Annotated in this window: 12 protein-coding genes; 4 read left to right on the forward strand and 8 right to left on the reverse strand. The window is 70.8% G+C overall.

Features of this window, described 5'->3' with window-relative positions:
- The first annotated feature begins 28 nt into the window (after positions 1-28).
- Positions 29-1,054, forward strand: a complete 1,026-nt coding sequence (gene rarD / locus AC5677_RS17375) for an EamA family transporter RarD (protein ID WP_497195928.1) — start codon at positions 29-31, stop codon at positions 1,052-1,054.
- Here the strand turns inward: rarD and AC5677_RS17380 are convergent.
- From AC5677_RS17380 to AC5677_RS17400, 5 genes are all read right to left on the reverse strand, one after another.
- The gene (locus AC5677_RS17380; RefSeq protein ID WP_497195929.1) at positions 1,044-1,919 is read right to left on the reverse strand and encodes an ABC transporter permease; all 876 of its coding nucleotides are present in this window, start codon (positions 1,917-1,919) and stop codon (positions 1,044-1,046) included. The two genes, rarD and AC5677_RS17380, sit on opposite strands and share 11 nt — an antisense overlap.
- Positions 1,906-2,928, reverse strand: a complete 1,023-nt coding sequence (locus AC5677_RS17385) for an ABC transporter ATP-binding protein (RefSeq protein ID WP_497195930.1) — start codon at positions 2,926-2,928, stop codon at positions 1,906-1,908. The genes AC5677_RS17380 and AC5677_RS17385 overlap by 14 nt, the downstream gene beginning before the upstream one ends.
- A gap of 113 nt (positions 2,929-3,041) precedes the next feature.
- Positions 3,042-4,319, reverse strand: a complete 1,278-nt coding sequence (locus AC5677_RS17390; RefSeq protein WP_497195931.1) for a LolA family protein — start codon at positions 4,317-4,319, stop codon at positions 3,042-3,044.
- 436 nt (positions 4,320-4,755) lie between these two features.
- Positions 4,756-5,769: a polyprenyl synthetase family protein gene (locus AC5677_RS17395; protein ID WP_497195932.1), complete on the reverse strand. Its 1,014-nt coding sequence runs from the start codon at positions 5,767-5,769 to the stop codon at positions 4,756-4,758.
- A gap of 1,258 nt (positions 5,770-7,027) precedes the next feature.
- On the reverse strand, positions 7,028-8,239 hold the full coding sequence (locus tag AC5677_RS17400) for an NAD(P)-binding domain-containing protein (protein ID WP_497195933.1): 1,212 nt from the start codon (positions 8,237-8,239) through the stop codon (positions 7,028-7,030).
- Between the two features lie 594 nt (positions 8,240-8,833).
- Here AC5677_RS17400 and fahA point away from each other — a divergent pair.
- From fahA to AC5677_RS17415, 3 genes are all read left to right on the forward strand, one after another.
- Positions 8,834-10,117: a fumarylacetoacetase gene (fahA, locus tag AC5677_RS17405; RefSeq protein WP_497195934.1), complete on the forward strand. Its 1,284-nt coding sequence runs from the start codon at positions 8,834-8,836 to the stop codon at positions 10,115-10,117.
- Positions 10,114-10,776 carry a GOLPH3/VPS74 family protein gene (locus AC5677_RS17410; protein WP_497195935.1) on the forward strand — a complete coding sequence of 221 codons (663 nt, stop codon included), beginning with the start codon at positions 10,114-10,116 and terminating at the stop codon, positions 10,774-10,776. Before fahA ends, AC5677_RS17410 begins: the two co-directional genes overlap by 4 nt.
- Before the next feature lie 701 nt (positions 10,777-11,477).
- The gene (locus tag AC5677_RS17415; RefSeq protein ID WP_497195936.1) at positions 11,478-11,972 is read left to right on the forward strand and encodes a hypothetical protein; all 495 of its coding nucleotides are present in this window, start codon (positions 11,478-11,480) and stop codon (positions 11,970-11,972) included.
- A gap of 97 nt (positions 11,973-12,069) precedes the next feature.
- On the opposite strand, the gene nuoN is transcribed toward AC5677_RS17415, so the two are convergent.
- The 3 genes from nuoN to nuoL are packed head-to-tail and all read right to left on the reverse strand — an operon-like array spanning position 12,070 to position 17,276.
- A complete protein-coding gene (nuoN, locus tag AC5677_RS17420; RefSeq protein ID WP_497195937.1) occupies positions 12,070-13,722 on the reverse strand; it encodes an NADH-quinone oxidoreductase subunit NuoN in 1,653 nt (550 codons plus the stop codon).
- Entirely contained in the window at positions 13,719-15,389 is a 1,671-nt protein-coding gene (locus tag AC5677_RS17425) for an NADH-quinone oxidoreductase subunit M (protein ID WP_497195938.1), read from the reverse strand. The genes nuoN and AC5677_RS17425 overlap by 4 nt, the downstream gene beginning before the upstream one ends.
- 3 nt (positions 15,390-15,392) lie before the next feature.
- Complete coding sequence (gene nuoL, locus AC5677_RS17430; protein WP_497195939.1) at positions 15,393-17,276, reverse strand: NADH-quinone oxidoreductase subunit L; 1,884 nt, start codon at positions 17,274-17,276, stop codon at positions 15,393-15,395.
- Positions 17,277-17,279: the final 3 nt, after the last annotated feature.

Consider the following 17,279-nt stretch of genomic DNA (forward strand, 5'->3'; position numbering starts at 1 on the left):
AGTCGGCGCGCCATCACCGGGAGGGTCCTTGCAGCCTCGAAACGACCAACGCACAGGACTCGCCTTCGGCCTCGCCGCGTACACGATGTGGGGTCTGCTACCCCTGTACTGGCATCTGCTGGACGCCGCCACGCCGTCCGAGATCCTGGCCCACCGCATGGCGTGGTCGCTGCCCGTCGCCGTGATCATCCTGGCCGTGCTGCGCCGCTGGGCCTGGATACCCCCGCTGCTGCGGCAGCCCAAGCGGCTCGGACTGGTCTTTGTCTGTGCCCTGGTGATCTCGGTGAACTGGTTCCTCTACATCTGGGCCGTCAACGCCGGGCACGTCCTCGAAGCCTCCTTGGGCTACTTCATCAACCCGCTGGTCAGCATCGCTTTCGGCGTTCTGGTGCTGCGCGAGCGGCTGCGGCCGTTGCAGTGGACGGCGGTGGGCGTCGGCGCCCTGTCGGTCGTCGTGATGACGGTCGCCTACGGCAAGATGCCCTGGATCGCGCTCGGGCTGGCCTTCTCCTTCGCGACCTACGGCCTGGTCAAGAAGGGCATCAAGCTCGATGGCATCGAGGGCTTCAGCGCCGAGACGGCGATACAGCTGCTGCCCGCGCTGGGCTTCCTGGTCTTTCTCGGCGCCCGCGGCGAATCCAGCTTCACGACCGGCGGGCCGGGCCAGGCGTTGCTGCTCGCGGGGTGCGGGATCGCGACCGCGGTGCCGCTGATCTGCTTCGGCGCGGCGGCGGTCCGGCTGCCGCTGGTGACCATCGGGATGATGCAGTATCTGGCGCCGACATTTCAGTTCGTGCTGGGTCTGACGGTCTTCCACGAGGAGATGCCGCCCGAGCGCTGGGCCGGCTTCGCGCTGGTCTGGCTGGCCCTGTGCCTCCTGACGTGGGATGCGCTGCGCACGGTGCGGCGGGCGCGGACCGCGCTGGCCGACGCGGGGGCACGGGCGGGCGACGCGGCCGCGCAGGCGGCGCTGGCCGAGGCGGCACTGACCGAGCCCGCACCGGCGGAGACGGAGCCGGCCAGCGCCGACCCGGCCCCCCGCATCACGCCGTGATGTCCCGTGTGGTGAACCGCGCCCACGCCGCCGAGCCGAACACGGCCGCGTACAGCGCCTGCAGGCCTATGTTCTTCTGCAGCTGATCCCAGTAGACGGGGTCGCGCAGCAGGTCCGCGAAGGACAGCCAGTAGTGCGGGAAGAGGTACGGCTGGATGGCGCTCAGCTGCGGGATGGTGTCCAGGATCTGCACGGTGATCAGCAGACCGACCGTGGTCGCCATCGCGGCGATACCGCTGGAGGTGAGCGTCGATATGAACAGGCCGACGGCCGCCACGCCGATGAGTGAGAGCGCCACCACGCAAGCGATGGCCAGCGCGCGCAACAGCCCCTCCCCGAACGGGACCGCCGTGCCGGACAGCAGGGTGACATCGCCGAGAGGGAAGAGCAGCGCACCGGTCACCAGCGCCGAGAGCGCCACCACCAGCGTCGCCACCAGGCAGAACGTCAGGGTCGTGGCGTATTTGACGAGCAGCAGCCGGGTACGGCCCGCGGGGGCGACGAGGAGGTAGCGCAGCGTCCCGGCGCTGGACTCGCCCGCCAGGGAGTCCCCCGCGATCACACCGATGGCCATCGGGAGGAAGAACGGCAGCGTCACGGCGAGCGAGGTGAAGACCAGGAAGAGGCCGTTGTTGGTGACCTGGGAGATGAAAGCCGGGCCCCCTTCGCCGCCGCCCCGACCGCCCGACGGTCCGCCGCCGGTCTCGATTCTCACGGCGATACCGACCAGGACCGGTACGCCCGCGAGCACCGCCAGCAACGCGAGGGTGCGCCAGCGCCGGAACGTCATACCGATCTCGTTGCGCAGCAGCCCCAGCGACCACAGCACCCGGGGACCACGCAGCCCCGCCTCAGCCTGCGACATCGAAGCCCTCCCCGGTCAGATGCACGAAGACGTCCTCCAGCGAAGCGCGCTCGGTGCCGAAGCCACGGACGCGGATGCCGGCGTGGACGAGCGCGGCGTTCAAATCCGCCGGCTCCCAGGGCTCCTGGCTGTCGGGCTCGGCCGCCGGGGGCAGTTCACCGGTCACCCGGCCGTTGGCGACCTGGAGATCCAGCACGCCCCGCTCCTTCAGGACGCGCGCCGCATCCGCCGTATCCGGTGTCGTCACCGTCAGCCGGCCGCGGCCGCGCGAGTCGAGGACCGTGGCGGACAGGTCGGCGACCGTGCCCTGGGTGATCAGCCGGCCGCGGGCCATGACCGCGGCATGCGTGCAGACCTGCTCGATCTCGTCGAGGAGGTGCGAGGAGAGGAAGACCGTGGTGCCGTCCGCCGCCAGCTCGCGGACCAGGGTACGGATCTCCCGCATGCCCTGAGGGTCGAGGCCATTGGTCGGCTCGTCGAGAACCAGCAGCTCGCGGGGCTGGAGAAGGGCCGAGGCCAACCCGAGGCGCTGTTTCATACCGAGGGAGTAGGCGCGCGCCTTCTTGCCGGCCGCGGCGGCCAGCCCCACCCGCTCCAGCGCGCGCCCGACCCGCTCGGCACGCGTACGGGGATCGGCGGTCGGATCGGCCGCGTCGAAGCGCAGCAGATTGTCCCGGCCGCTGAGGAAGCCGTAGAGGGCCGGGCCCTCGATCAAGGCGCCGACACGGGGCAGTACCCGCCGGCCCGCGCCGGGCATGGGCTCGCCCAGCAACCGGGCACTGCCGGCGGTCGGTTCGATCAGGCCCATCAGCATGCGGATGGTGGTGGTCTTGCCGGAGCCGTTGGGGCCGAGGAAGCCGAAGACGCTGCCGCGCGGCACGGCCAGATCCAGGCCGTCGACGGCGAGCTGGCCGCCGCGGTACGCCTTGGTCAGCCCATGGGTCTCGATCACCCGGTCCCCGTCGGGCGGGACCGCGCGCGCAGAATCCGCGGCGGGTGGCGGTGGCATCGGCTCCCCCAACTCATGACGTACGGCGTGACGTACGGCGTGACGTACGGCGTGTCGTGCGGCGTACGGGCTGCGCCGCGCCCCCGGCGGGAGGCGCGGCGTTCCGTGGCCCGTTACTTGGCGGCGTTGGCCGCGTCGATCAGGGCCTGCTTGTCGACGGCACCGACGTACACCGTGCCGTTGTCCGTGATCAGGGCATTGACCAGGCGGGTGCTGAAGATGCGGCCGGAGCCGAAGGACCCGGTCACCTTGTCGCCGATGCTGTCCAGGAACTTGCCCGCCTCGCCGGCGGCGCCCTTGTCCTTGCCCGCGGGCAGGCCGGAGCCGGAGCCCTTGATCGTGGCGATGGACGTCCAGCCCTTGCCGATGACGTTCAGCCCGCCGCCGGCCTTGAAGTCCTCCAGGCCCTTACGGCCCTTGAAGTCCTTGCCGTGCTGCCGCTCCGCCTTTGCGCGCTCCTTGTCGGCATCGACGACCTTCGCGCCCTTGGGAGGTGTGAAGGCGAACGAGCTCGCGGCGGGCTTGGCGAAGTCGACGTTGGTGTAGCCGATGTCGACCGCGGCCGCGCCACCGCTCTTGGGCGTCAGGGTGAACTTCAGCGGGACGCCGTTGGCGGCGTCCACCGCTATCCGGATCGAGCCGACCGTGGAGGCGGACTGCTTCGGCTTGATGAGGAGCTGGTAGGCGTCCCGCCCGGCGACCCTGGCCGTGCCGTCGACCGTGACCGAGGTGGTGTCGCCCGCCGCCTTCAAGGCCTCCTTGGCGAGGTCCTGAGGAGTGGCGTTCTTCAGGCCCTTGGGCAGGTCCTTGGGCAGGTCCTTGGGCTCGTGGTGCCGACCGCCGGTCCGGTCGTGCGCCTCGGCCTTGCTGTGTACGGCGGTGTTGCTGCCGCTGTCGTACGCCCAGACCTGGTCGCCGTTGTGGATGATGCTGTACTCGGCGGCCTTGTCGACGATGGACACCCGCTGCTTGTCGGGGCCGTCGGCGGCGACGCGCAGCGTGTGCGCACCGGACGCCAGCTCCATGAGCTTGTTCTGCGGGGACGCGGACGCCCCGTCGTTGTCCTTGGCGCCTTCGCTCCCGCGCTCGCCGCCGAAGCCTCCGACGCTGCCGCCGCCCGGCAGGGACGGCAGGCCGAGGTCGGTGGTGACCCGGACCGTGCCGGACAGCCGCTGGACATCGGACTTGGCGATTTTCGCTATCAGGTCCTGCGCCGAGATCTTGGGCAGGTCGGGAGAACCGGAGCCGGCGAACGCCGGGACCAGCCCGATCGTGGCCGCCGCCACCCCCGCCACCGCGACCGGTACGGCGTACCGCACCGCCTTGCGGCGCTTCGGGGAGCGCCCCCCGTCCCATCCGTCGGTGACCTCAGTCGGTTCGTTCCGTGGCATGTGCCCTACCTCCGTCGTTACGGCGGTTTCCGCGCGATGCACTCGTCCACCCCTTGGGGCTCATTGTGGCCCGTCCGCCGTGTTGTGGTGCTTCCCATCCCACCAAATCGCCGCAGACATGGCGTCAGCCCGCGGGGCCAACTCGTCGTACTGCTGAGGGATGAGACCGGCCCACCACACGGGGGCTCGTGTACGACGCAAGGCTGATGGGTCCCTAGGGGACGACCCGGGACGGCCGGGGAAGGCCGGGGACGGGGACGGCCGGGGAAGAGGGACGGCCGGGGATGTTCAGGTGCGCCCAGCGGCGGCCGAGCGGCCGCCGACGGCATCACAGAGCGTCATACCGGAAGCCCCGGCCGCGAACGGACCCCGAACGGACCCCAACGCCTCGGGCCGCCCGTGGCCTCGCCGACCCGCCTCCGGGCGGGCCCGGACCTCAGCCGGCCCGGTGCACCACCGCATCGCACAGCCCCTCCAGCGCCGCCTTGGCCGTGCACGACGGCAGCGGCGCCAGCGTCGCGCGGGCCTGCTCGGCGTAGCGCACGGTGTCCCGGCGGGCCTGCTCCAGCGCCGGGTGGGCGCGCAGCCCGGCCAGCGCCTCGGCATGCCGGGCGTCGTCGGTGAGGTCCCCGGCCAGCAGCTCGCACAGCGCCCGGTCCTCGGCCGTACCGGATTCGCCCTCGGCCTGCGCCCGCAGATGCAGCACCGGCAGCGTCGGGATGCCCTCGCGCAGGTCCGTGCCCGGCGTCTTGCCCGACTCGTGGGAGTCGCTGGCGATGTCCAGGACGTCGTCCGCGAGCTGGAAGGCCGTGCCGAGCCGCTCGCCGTACTGGGTGAGGATGTTGACGACCGACTCATCGGCGCCGGACATCATCGCGCCGAAGCGGCCCGCGACGGCGACCAGCGAGCCGGTCTTGCCCGCGAGGACGTCCAGATAGTGGTCGACGGGGTCGCGGCCGTCGCGCGGCCCGGCGGTTTCCAGGATCTGGCCGGTCACCAGGCGCTCGAACGCCTCGGCCTGGATCCGCACCGCCTCCGGGCCCAGGTCGGCCAGGATGTGCGAGGCGCGCGCGAAGAGGAAGTCACCGGTCAGTACGGCGACGGAGTTGCCCCAGCGGGTATTCGCGCTGGCCACGCCGCGGCGCACATCGGCCTCGTCCATCACGTCGTCGTGGTAGAGCGTCGCCAGATGCGTCAGCTCCACGACGACTGCCGAGGGCACCACGCCGGGGCTGTACGGGTCGCCGAATTGCGCGGCCAGCATCACCAGCAGCGGCCGGAACCGCTTGCCTCCGGCGCGCACCAGATGCTGCGCGGCCTCGGTGATGAACGGCACGTCGCTTTTGGTGGCCTCCAGCAGGCCCTCCTCGACAGCGGCCAACCCGGCCTGGACATCGGCCTCAAGAGCCTGGTCCCGCACGCTCAGCCCAAAAGGCCCGACGACGGTCACGAGGGGTACTCCTGTCTGCTGACGATCAAACGGAATGTCGATCTGTCGCTGTCTCCACCACTGGCCAGCGTATCCGGTCGCAGTTCGATCACTGTGAGCGCCCGCCCCTCGAACCACCCGGGCAGCACACCGACCCGCCGGCCGGTATGTCCTGGATCACCATTTGTTCGGGTTTTGCGCCGCGAAACAGGGGACAGCAGGGGCAAGCGAATTCCCGGAAGCCTCTGGAGCAACAGCCACGACCGCGGAACCGAATACTCGCCAGGACCCTAGGCTCTTCGGCCATCCTCGTGGTCTGCTCGCCCGCTCCTCGTGGTCTGCTCGCCCGCTTCTCCCTGGAGTTGCGGAAGCGCTCTCCGCCCGCGGCACACCGGCCGTTCCGGTCCACTACGCAGTTGACCGGGTCACCCACGGCGGCCCGGGGACGGCCGGGTACGGCCGTGTACGACCCGGAATTTTTCCGCCTCGGCGACCGCCGCCTACGGCACGCCGCTCCCCTTCGTCCTCGTCGCCGGCGCCCCTCTTCCCGACCGGATCCCCGGCAGCCACCGCGCGGCCTTGTGGGGCGGCATTCCCCGTACCTGCGGGCGCCACGTCCAGGTCCAGGTCCAGGTCCATGCCCAGGTCCATGCCCACCAGGGGCATACCCCGGCCCGACCTGGACCCGATCACCGCGGCTAGCGACCCGCCCGGCCCGAAGGCGTACGCGAGGGTCGGCAAGCTCTCTGCGACCGACCGCAAGCACCGCGGACGCCGCCCTCGCCCCCTCCCACCCGGGCAACAGCACCAAGGCCATCTACGGCCCGCCGGTCACCGGCGGGCCCGGCCGGAAAGCGGACCTGCACCTGAGCTTTTCGGCCGCCTCCCTCGGCAGCGCACTCGGTCCGCTCCGGTACATGCAGAGCGGCGCGGGCTCACCGGCCGCAATGCGACTCCGTGCTCGGCTCAGTGCTCCGTGCTCCGACCGGCGGAGGTGCTGCTCGCTCGGGTCGTCACGCCGTCCGGGTCAGAACGAGCCGCCGCCTATCAGGAACCGCCGAGTCGCGGGACGGGCGCTGCCGCCGGCCCATCGCCCCGGCCAGGCGGACGGCGGGCCGCTCTCGGCGACGGGACGTGTGGCATACGTGATCACTGAGTCGGGTGCGGCAATTCCCCTACATGCCTCCAAAGCCATGCCTCCCATGCGGCTGAGGCTGCTGTTCCTCCACTGAAACACCGGAGAAGGGGAGACGGTTGCGCCGCGGGCCGCGTTCCTCTCTCACCCGTACGCCCGCGCCACCGCCCGCGCGAGCCGCGGCGAGGCGAATTCCGTGCCGCACACAAAGCGCATCACCGGGCCGAACGAGGCGGCAGCCGGCGGCCCCGTGAAGTACAGCCCGGGTACGGACGAGCCGAACCCGCGGTCCAAGAGGGGGCCGCCCGCGCGCACCGCGATCTCGGTGCGCAGCCCCTGCCCCAGGAAGTCCAGCGCCGCCAGCCGCATCCGATAGCCGGTGGCGGCCAGCACATGGTCGGCGGTGACTTCGCCGCCGTGGCCGTCCGCGCCGCGCAGCGCCAGCACCGGGCGTCCGTCACGGACCCGGGCCCGTACGATCCGCCGCCCCTGGGTGACCGGCACCCGCCCCAAGAAGCGGTCCCGCAGCCACCAGGCGCCCAGCGGTCCCAGGACCCGACCCACCAGGAACCGCCGCGCGGGAACCGGCAGATGGCGGAAGGCACCCGCGTGGTACGAGAACGCGTACAGCCCCCAGGCATTCCCGAACGGCGTCCGCGGCCGCAACCGGGGCTGATGGTCCGGCGGCGCGCCGAAGCCCACCGCCGCGCGCCCGCGCGCCACCACCCGTACGGACGCAGCGCCACCCTCCACCAGAAGCACCGCGCTCTCCAGGGCCGACTGCCCGGCGCCGACCACCACCACGTCCCGGCCGGCCAGCGCCGAAAGATCATGGTGCTGGGAGCTGTGCGAGACAGGCCCCGCGGCGGACGGCCCCGCCGGGACGGCGGCGGCCAACTCCGGCGGCAGGTAGGCGACGCCGCTCAGCCCAGTGGCAACCACCACCGCCCGCGCCCCCACCTGCTCACCGCTGTCCAGCTTCAGCTCGAAGCCGTCGCCCGCCCGGTCCACCGACACCACGCGGACCCGCTCCACCTCCGGCACCAGCCGCCGCTGCAGCCACTCCCCGTACCGAATGAACGTCTCCACGGGGATGACGTCCCAGTCGGAGGCGTAGCGCGTCTCCCCCGTGGCCGCGCAGAAGTCGGCGAGCGCGTGCCCGGCCTGCGGGACATCGATGCCGGACGCCCTCGGGGCCGACTGGAGCAGCATGCCCATGGGCATCTGCGCCCGCCAACTCACCATGGGCTCCCCGAACACCCGCACCGGCAGGCCACACGCCTTGAGATGCGCAGCCGTCGACAGGCCGTACGGGCCCGCCCCTATGACCGCCACCGGAGTCCTGGAATCAGTCACATCGGCCGCCTCTCCTGTGGACGGTGCACCGCATCGACCGTCCCGGCGGCCCGACGGACATCCCGCCGGAGCCCTACCGGGACGCCGCGGCGGGCGTCCAGCGGTCCCCCTACGGAAACGGCCCCGTCCGGGTGCCCCCGGCTCGTACCAGCAAAGGACGCTAGGCCCGAATTGCGCAGTGCGGCAAGAGTCTCCGGACATTGGGGGGTGGTGGGACGGTGCGAGTGGGGGCTTCTACGGCGCGGGGTGGGGCATGCGTGCGCCGGGTGCGCAGGGCAGGGAGAAGGGGGAAGGGACATAGGGAAGGGTCATGGGGAAGGGACATGGCGCGGACCGAATCGGCGAATGGGCAACCGGCATCCGCATGGGCTCGCGAGGAGGGTGGCGGGCCCCAGACCGAGGACCGGCCGGCGGACCGACGTGACGCCGGACCGAAGGTTATCCACAGGCTCCCCCGCCGCGATGCGCCCCGCCGTACCCTGATCTTCGGACCGACCGGCCACAGACCGGACGGCCCGTCGACCGACCGGCCCGGCCATCCGATGCCAGGCCGGTCCGGCCGCCCACCGGCGACGACGAAGCGAGGAGCTGTCCATGCCCGAGCAGAGCCCGTTCGACCTTGCGGAAGGCGATCCCTTCGGCCCGCACACCCTCCCCTACGGCGTCTTCAGCACCGCCGACGCGCCCGACCGGCGCAGACTCGGCGTCCGCTTCGGCCGCCATGTCCTCGATCTGAGCGCACTGCCCGGCGCGCTGCCCGCCCTCGTCCGTGCATCGCACGCCGAGCTGCTCACCGCACCGTCCCTCAACCCCCTGCTGGCCGCCGGACGCGCCGTCTGGCAAGAGGTGCGCGCGGCCGTCCGCGCCGCCGTAACGGTCCCCGAGCACCGCCCCGCGGTGACGCCGCTCCTTCTCCCTCTGGACGCGGTGACCCTGCACCTCCCCTTCGAGGTCGCCGACTACGTCGACTTCTACTCCAGCGAGCACCACGCCACCAACGTCGGCCGGATCTTCCGCCCCAACGGCGCGGCTCTTCCCCCCAACTGGAAGCATTTGCCGATCGGTTACCACGGCCGGGCCGGCACCGTTGTCGTCACCGGCACACCGGTGGTCCGCCCCAACGGCCAGCGCAAGACGCCGACCGACGCCGTCCCGACCTTCGGCCCGTCCGCCCGCCTGGACATCGAGGCCGAGGTCGGCTTCGTCGTCGGCGCCCCCTCCGCACAGGCCGAACCAGTGGGCCAGGACGCCTTCCGCGACCACGTCTTCGGCATCTGCCTCGTCAACGACTGGTCCGCACGTGACATCCAGGCCTGGGAGTATCAGCCGCTCGGCCCCTTCCTGGGCAAGTCCTTCGCCACCTCCGTCTCCGCCTGGATCACCTCGGTCGACGCCTTCGACGAGGCACGCACTCCACCGCCCACCCGCGACTTCCCGCTGCTCCCCTACCTCGACGACTCGGACGTGGAGCCGGGCGGCATCGACATCCGCATCGAGGTGACCCTCAACGGCGAGCGCCTCTCCTCCCCGCCGTTCTCCGCGATGTACTGGACGGCCGCCCAGCAGCTCGCCCATATGACGGTCAACGGCGCCTCGCTGCGCACCGGCGATCTGTTCGCCTCCGGTACGGTCTCGGGCCCCGAGCCCGACCAGCTCGGCTGCCTCCTCGAAATCACCCAGGGCAAGGGTCCCTACCTCCAGGACGGCGACGAGGTCACTCTCTCCGCCTGGGCCCCTGGCCCCGATGGCGCCCGGATCGGCCTGGGCGAGGTCACCGGACGCGTCCTGCCCGCACCGGAGCTGGGTGCGGTCCCGGTCGCGGCAGGTGCGAGCGCCGGCGCCGGCACACCCGGGGACACGCCCCAGGACGCCCCATGACCGACGCGCAAGGGCCCGTTGCGGCAGCGCTCACTCTTCCCGAGGAGCTGCTGTTGCTCGCCCTTGATCCGGTCCGCGGCCGTCCCATGAACAACCCCAAGTTTCTGCGGTACGGCCTGGCGGGCGCGGCGCTGGCCGACCTGGAGGCGGCCGGGCGGATCGCCGTCGAGCGCGGCGACCGGGTCTCGGTGACCAATCCGCTGCCGACGGGCGATCCGGTGCTGGACGGCGCACTCGCCGCGCTGCCCGACCCGGGCAAGAACCGCAGCGCGAGCGTCAAGGCCCACCGCTGGGTACGCACGGCTGCCCGGCCGGTGCAGGAGCTGTGCCTGCACCGGCTGGAGGGGCGCGGCGCGGTACGCCGAGAGACCCGCCGCGCCCTGGGCCTCTTCCCGTACACCCGATTCCCCGTCGGCTCGGTCGATCTGACCGGCCCGGCCCGCGCCCGCTTCCGGTCCGCAATCGACGCCCGCCTTCCTGACCGGCGCGGCCGTCTCCTGGCCGCCTACGCCTCAGCCACCGACCTGGACACCAAACTCCTGCCCGGCAGTTCCTTCCGCTCCCAACGCCGTGACCTCAAACGCCTCATGAAACAGGAGTGGACCGCCGGCGCGGCCCACCGCGCCGTACAGATCGAGAAGAACTCAGCAGCGAATTAGCCGATTTAGGGGGGAGCACAGGCACAGAGCAGCGCCCGAGCAGCCGCCGGCGCGTCGGCGCTGCGGGGCAGCGGCAGATACCGCGGTCTGCGGGGCCGGGTCGGGCCGGAGATACCCGCGGGCCGAATGGCCAGGTCTGAGTGGGGCGGCATCCGCGGTCGAGAGAACCACGGTCGAGAGAACCACAGTCCGGAGAGCAACAGCCGTGAGAGCGACAGCCGTGGGAAGAAACGGGGGGAGACCGGAGGGCACGAAGCCGAAGGGTACGAGACCGAAGGTCGAGACACCTGCGGGCGTGAGGTTGCGCCTGTGCAGCCAACTCGCTTCGCGGCAAAGCGCGTGACGCCAGGGTGGCAACACCCGCGTACATGAGGCTGATGGGTGTTGGCGCCAACGTCCGTAGGCACGTGCGCACAAGGCCAGTGCACGTGAGGCCAATGCGCATGAAGCCCTGGCACGTGGGGTCCGGAGCGCGTTCGACGGCGTGCGCGCGACGGTGTACATGTGCGTGGCGGTGTGCGTATGCGTGGCGCGACGGTGTGCGTGTGCGCGCAGACTTACGGCTGAGAGACGGGGTGGGGTGGGGGCGGGGGCGGGGGCGGGGGGAGCCCCCCGGTGCCGGCCGCAGAGCGGCGTCACCGCCCCACCAACCCCCGGCTGCTACCCTCACCCCTCCCTGTCCCACAACGGAGGAGACGTACGTGCGCAAGGCAGCGCAGATCGCCGGGGCGGCCGCGATTGCCGCGATGTTGCTCAGTGGTTGCGGAAGCAGCGGCGACAAGGGCAGCGACAGCGCGCCGAGCAAGGCGCCGGAGAGCGGGCCGTCGACGCCGAGTGGGGGTGGCGACAAGCCCACGGACGCCAAGGCGTTCGAGGGAGCCTGGACGGCCGGGGCGGCCGACAGTCCGCTGGTGCTCGTCGTCGCGCACGGCACCGTTGCACTCGCCGAGGGGCAGAAGACGGCCTGTATGGGCAAGGTCCAGGAGATGGCCGGGATGACGGTGGCCGCCCTGAAGTGCACCAAGGGCGACAACACCCGTACCACGGGCACCCTCAAACCCGGCTCGGACGGCAAGACCCTGACGGTGGACTGGAAGAACGGCCCCACCGAGAAGTTCACCAAGTCCACCGATGGCAGCGTGAAGATCCCGGACATGCCGAAGCTGCCCGATATGCCGAGCATGCCCAGCAGCTGACGTTCCCCTGACACTCCCCGCACAACGGCCGCCGCCCGGAACCCTTTTGGGGTCCCGGGCGGCGGCCGTGTGGCAGATACGGCGTTGCGGCGTCCGCTCAGCGGATGAATACCCCCGCTTGGCCCGCCAGGTCGAGGAAGTACTGCGGCGCCAGACCCAGTACCAACGTGACCGCGACACCGATCGCGATGGCGGTGGTGGTCAGCGGGCTGGGGACCGCGACGGTCGGGCCGTCCGCCTTCGGCTCGCTGAAGAACATCAGCACGATGACGCGGATGTAGAAGAAGGCGGCGATGGCGGACGAGATGACACCGACGACCACCAGCCAGCCCGCGCCGCTCTGGGCCGCCGCCTTGAAGACCGCGAACTTTCCGGCGAAGCCGGAGGTCAGCGGGATGCCCGCGAAGGCCAGCAGGAAGACGGCGAAGACCGCGGCCACCAGGGGCGAGCGGCGGCCGAGCCCCGCCCACTTGGACAGATGGGTGGCCTCCCCGCCCGCGTCCCGTACCAGGGTGACGACGGCGAACGCGCCGAGCGTCACAAAGGAGTAGGCACCGAGGTAGAAGAGCACCGAAGAGATGCCGTCCTCGCTGGTGGCGATGACACCGGCGAGGATGAAGCCGGCGTGCGCGATGGAGGAGTAGGCCAGCAGCCGCTTGATGTCGGTCTGGGTGATGGCGACGATCGCACCGCCGAGCATCGTGATGATCGCTACGCCCCACATCACCGGCCGCCAGTCCCAGCGCATGCCCGGGAGAACGACATACAGCAGGCGCAGCAGCGCACCGAAGGCGGCGACCTTGGTGGCGGCCGCCATGAAGCCGGTGACCGGGGTCGGGGCGCCTTGGTAGACGTCCGGGGTCCACATGTGGAAGGGGACCGCGCCGACCTTGAACAGCAGGCCCATCAGCACCAGCGCTGCGCCGATCAGCAGCAGGGCGTCATTGCCCATCGTGCCGGCCAGGGCCGGGTCGATCTGCTTGGCGCCGTCCGAGATGACCTCGGCGATACCGGCGTAGGTGACCGTGCCCGCGTAGCCGTACAGCAGGGCGATGCCGAACAGGAGGAAGGCGGAGGAGAAGGCGCCGAGGAGGAAGTACTTGACCGCGGCTTCCTGGGAGAGGAGGCGCTGGCGGCGGGCCAGGGCGCACAGGATGTAGAGGGGGAGGGAGAAGACCTCCAGGGCGACGAAGAGGGTCAGCAGGTCGTTGGCCGCCGGGAAGACCAGCATGCCGCCGATCGCGAAGAGGACGATCGGGAAGACCTCGGTGGTGGTGAACCCGGCCTTGACCGCGGCCTGTTCGGCGGCCCCGCCGGGGACGGCGGCGGCCTGGGCGGCGAAGGAGTCCACCTTCTTGCCGTGTGCCGCCGGGTCGAGCCGGCGTTCGGCGAAGGTGAAGACGGCGACCAGCGACACCAGCAGGATCGTGCCCTGGAGGAACAGGGCGGGGCCGTCCACGGCGATGGCGCCCATCGCGGCGATCCGGGCCTTGGACGAGCCGAAGCCGCCGGCGGCCAGGCCGATCACGGCGGCGAACGCGGCGGCCAGCGCCACCACGGACAGCCCCAGCTGGGCGTAGTAGCGGCTGCGGCGGGGCAGCAGCGCCTCGATCAGGACGCCGATCACCGCGGCACCGATGACGATCAGCGTCGGCGACAGCTGGGCGTACTCGATATGCGGCGCCGGGATCCGGCCCGGCACCTCGGCCGCCACCGTCCACAGGCTGTGGACACTTGCCACGGAACTCACTTCGCGGCCTCCACGTCTTGATCACGCGCGGCGTGGCCGTGCCGGGCTCCACCGGGCACGGCGTCCACCTGCACAGTGGGCTTGGGGTCCTTCTTGTCCACGACGGACAGGGTGTGGTCCACCGCGGGGTTGACGATGTCGGTGAGCGGCTTGGGATACACCCCCAGGAAGAGCAGCAGCGCGATGAGCGGCGCGACCACGACCAGCTCCCGGGCCCGCAGGTCGGGCATGCCGCGCACCTCGTCCTTCACCGGGCCGGTCATCGTCCGCTGGTAGAGGACGAGGACGTAGAGCGCGGCGAGGACGATGCCGAGGGTGGCGATGATGCCGATGACCGGATAGCGGCTGAACGTGCCGACCAGCACCAGGAATTCGCTGACGAACGGAGCCAGTCCGGGCAGCGACAGGGTCGCCAGACCGCCGATCAGGAAGGTGCCGGCGAGAATCGGGGCGACCTTCTGGACGCCGCCGTAGTCCCCGATCAGGCGCGAGCCGCGGCGGCTGATCAGGAAGCCGGCCACCAGCATCAGCGCGGCGGTCGAGATGCCGTGGTTGACCATGTAGAGCGTCGCGCCGCCCTGGCCCTGGGTCGTCATGGCGAAGATGCCCAGGATGATGAAGCCGAAGTGGGAGATCGAGGCGTAGGCGATCAGGCGCTTGATGTCGCGTTGGCCGACGGCGAGCAGCGCGCCGTAGACGATGCTGATCAGTGCCAGGACCACGATGGCCGGGGTCGCCCAGCTGCTGGCCTCCGGGAAGAGCTGGAGGCAGAAGCGGAGCATCGCGAAGGTGCCGACCTTGTCGACGACGGCCGTGATCAGCACCGCCACCGGGGAGGTCGCCTCGCCCATGGCGTTGGGCAGCCAGGTGTGCAGCGGCCACAGCGGGGCCTTCACCGCGAAGGCGAAGAAGAAGCCGAGGAAGAGGAGGCGTTCCGTGCCGGTGGCGATGTCCAGCTTGCCGGATGCCCGTGCCTCGACGATCTGCTGGAGCGAGAAGGTGCCCGTGCCGAGCTGGTCGGCGGTGACGGCGTACAGCCCGATCACCGCGGCCAGCATGATCAGGCCGCCGACGAGGTTGTAGAGCAGGAACTTCACCGCGGCGTAGGAGCGCTGGGTCGACGCCTGCTCCTCGCCGTGCGCATGGGCACGGTCCCCGAAGCCGCCGATGAGGAAGTACATCGGGATGAGCATGGCTTCGAAGAAGATGTAGAAGAGGAAGACGTCGGTGGCCTCGAACGAGATGACCACCATGGCCTCGACGGCCAGGATCAGGGCGAAGAAGCCCTGGGTGGGCCGCCAGCGGCGGTTGGCCGCGGCGGAGTCCTCCAGGGGGTCGGCGTCGTGCCAGCCCGCCAGGATCACGAACGGGATCAGCAGGGCGGTCAGCGCGATCAGGGCGACCGCGATGCCGTCCACACCCAGCTCATAGCGGACCCCGAAGTCCCGGATCCAGGCGTGCGATTCGGTGAGCTGGTACGGGCCCTTGGCGCCCGGCTCGAAGCGGAACGCGATCACCAGGGCCAGGGCGAAAGTGACCAGCGAGAACGCCAGCGCCAGCCATTTGGCGGCGGTGCGCTTGGCGGCGGGCACCGCGGCGGTGGCGATCGCGCCGATCGCCGGGACCGCGGCGGTGGCCGTCAGCAGGGGGAAGGAAAAGTCCGCCATGGCTCAGACACCCCTCATCAGCAGGGTCGCGGCGACGAGAACGGCGGCCCCGCCCAGCATCTGGACCGCGTACGAGCGGACGAAGCCGCTCTGCAACTGACGTAGCCGGCCGGAGAGTCCGCCCATCGAGGCCGCCGTGCCATTGACCGCGCCGTCCACCAGGGAGTGGTCGAGATAGACGAGCGTGCGGGTGAGGTGTTCGCCGCCGCGCACCAGGACAACGTGGTTGAAGTCGTCCTGGAGCAGATCGCGGCGGGCGGCCCGGGTGAGCACCGAGCCGCGCGGGGCGGTGACCGGTACGGGCCGGCGGCCGTACATCGCCCAGGCGATGCCGACGCCGATGACCAGGACGACCATGGTCGCGGCGGTGACGGTGGTGGCGCTGAGCGGTGAGTGGCCGTGTGCGAAGGAGGTGACGGGCTCCAGCCACTTCACGAACGACTCGTTGAGGCTGAAGAGCCCGCCCGCGAAGACCGAGCCGAAGGCCAGCACGATCATCGGGAGCGTCATGGACTTCGGGGATTCGTGCGGATGGGTCTCCTCCGGATCCCAGCGCTTCTCGCCGAAGAACGTCATCAGCATCACCCGGGTCATGTAGAACGCGGTGATCGCGGCGCCGAGCAGGGCCGCGCCGCCGAGGATCCAGCCCTCGGTGCCGCCCTTGGCGAACGCCGCCTCGATGATCTTGTCCTTGGAGAAGAAACCGGACAGTCCGGGGAAGCCGATGATCGCCAGATAGCCGAGGCCGAAGGTGATGAAGGTGACCGGCATGTACTTCCGCAGACCGCCGTAACGGCGCATGTCCACCTCGTCGTTCATGCCGTGCATCACGGAACCGGCGCCGAGGAAGAGGCCCGCCTTGAAGAAGCCGTGGGTGACCAGATGCATGATCGCGAAGGCGTAGCCGATCGGGCCGAGACCGGCGGCCATGATCATGTAGCCGATCTGCGACATCGTCGACCCGGCCAGCGCCTTCTTGATGTCGTCCTTGGCGCAACCGACGATCGCACCGAAGAGGAGCGTGACCGCGCCGACCGCGACGACGGCGGCCTGGGCATCCGGCGCGGCATTGAAGATCGCCCCGGAGCGGGTGATCAGATACACGCCGGCGGTGACCATGGTGGCGGCGTGGATCAGGGCCGAGACCGGGGTCGGGCCCTCCATCGCATCGCCCAGCCAGGACTGCAGCGGCACCTGTGCCGACTTGCCGCAGGCGGCCAGGAGCAGCATCAGCCCGATGGCCGTCAGCTTGCCTTCGCCGGTCTCACCGGTCGCGGCGAGCACGGGGCCGAAGGCGAACGTCCCGAACGTCGTGAACATCAGCATGATCGCGATCGACAGGCCCATATCGCCGACGCGGTTGACCAGGAACGCCTTCTTGGCGGCGGTGGCCGCGCTGGGCTTGTGCTGCCAGAAGCCGATCAGGAGGTACGAGGCGAGGCCGACGCCCTCCCAGCCGACGTACAGCAGGAGGTAGTTGTCGGCGAGGACGAGCAGCAGCATCGCCGCCAGGAAGAGATTGAGATAGCCGAAGAAGCGGCGGCGCCGCTCGTCGTGCTCCATATAGCCGATCGAGTAGATGTGGATCAGCGATCCGACACCGGTGATCAGCAGGACGAAGGTCATGGACAGCTGGTCGAGCTGGAAGGCGATGTCGGCCCGGAAGCCGCCGACCGGGATCCAGCTGAACAGATGCTGATGCAGCGCACGGTGCTCGGGGCTCTTGCCGAGCATGTCGGCGAAGAGCGCGACGGCGACGGCGAACGAGGCCACCGCGAACAGCGAGCCGATCAAGTGGCCGGTGCGGTCCAGTCGTTTTCCGCCACACAGCAGCAGGGCCGCACCGACCAGCGGTGCCGCGACAAGCAGCGCGATCAAGTTCTCCACTTT

It is taken from the genome of Streptomyces sp. JLSY215, from assembly GCF_059682825.1.

Bases quoted from the DNA above. Each gene is read 5' to 3' on its own strand.
- AC5677_RS17425 (WP_497195938.1), bottom strand. From the start codon at position 15,389: ATGGCGGACTTTTCCTTCCCCCTGCTGACGGCCACCGCCGCGGTCCCG.
- AC5677_RS17390 (WP_497195931.1), bottom strand. From the start codon at position 4,319: ATGCCACGGAACGAACCGACTGAGGTCACCGACGGATGGGACGGGGGG.
- fahA (WP_497195934.1), top strand. From the start codon at position 8,834: ATGCCCGAGCAGAGCCCGTTCGACCTTGCGGAAGGCGATCCCTTCGGC.
- AC5677_RS17410 (WP_497195935.1), top strand. From the start codon at position 10,114: ATGACCGACGCGCAAGGGCCCGTTGCGGCAGCGCTCACTCTTCCCGAG.
- AC5677_RS17380 (WP_497195929.1), bottom strand. From the start codon at position 1,919: ATGTCGCAGGCTGAGGCGGGGCTGCGTGGTCCCCGGGTGCTGTGGTCG.
- AC5677_RS17385 (WP_497195930.1), bottom strand. From the start codon at position 2,928: ATGCCACCGCCACCCGCCGCGGATTCTGCGCGCGCGGTCCCGCCCGAC.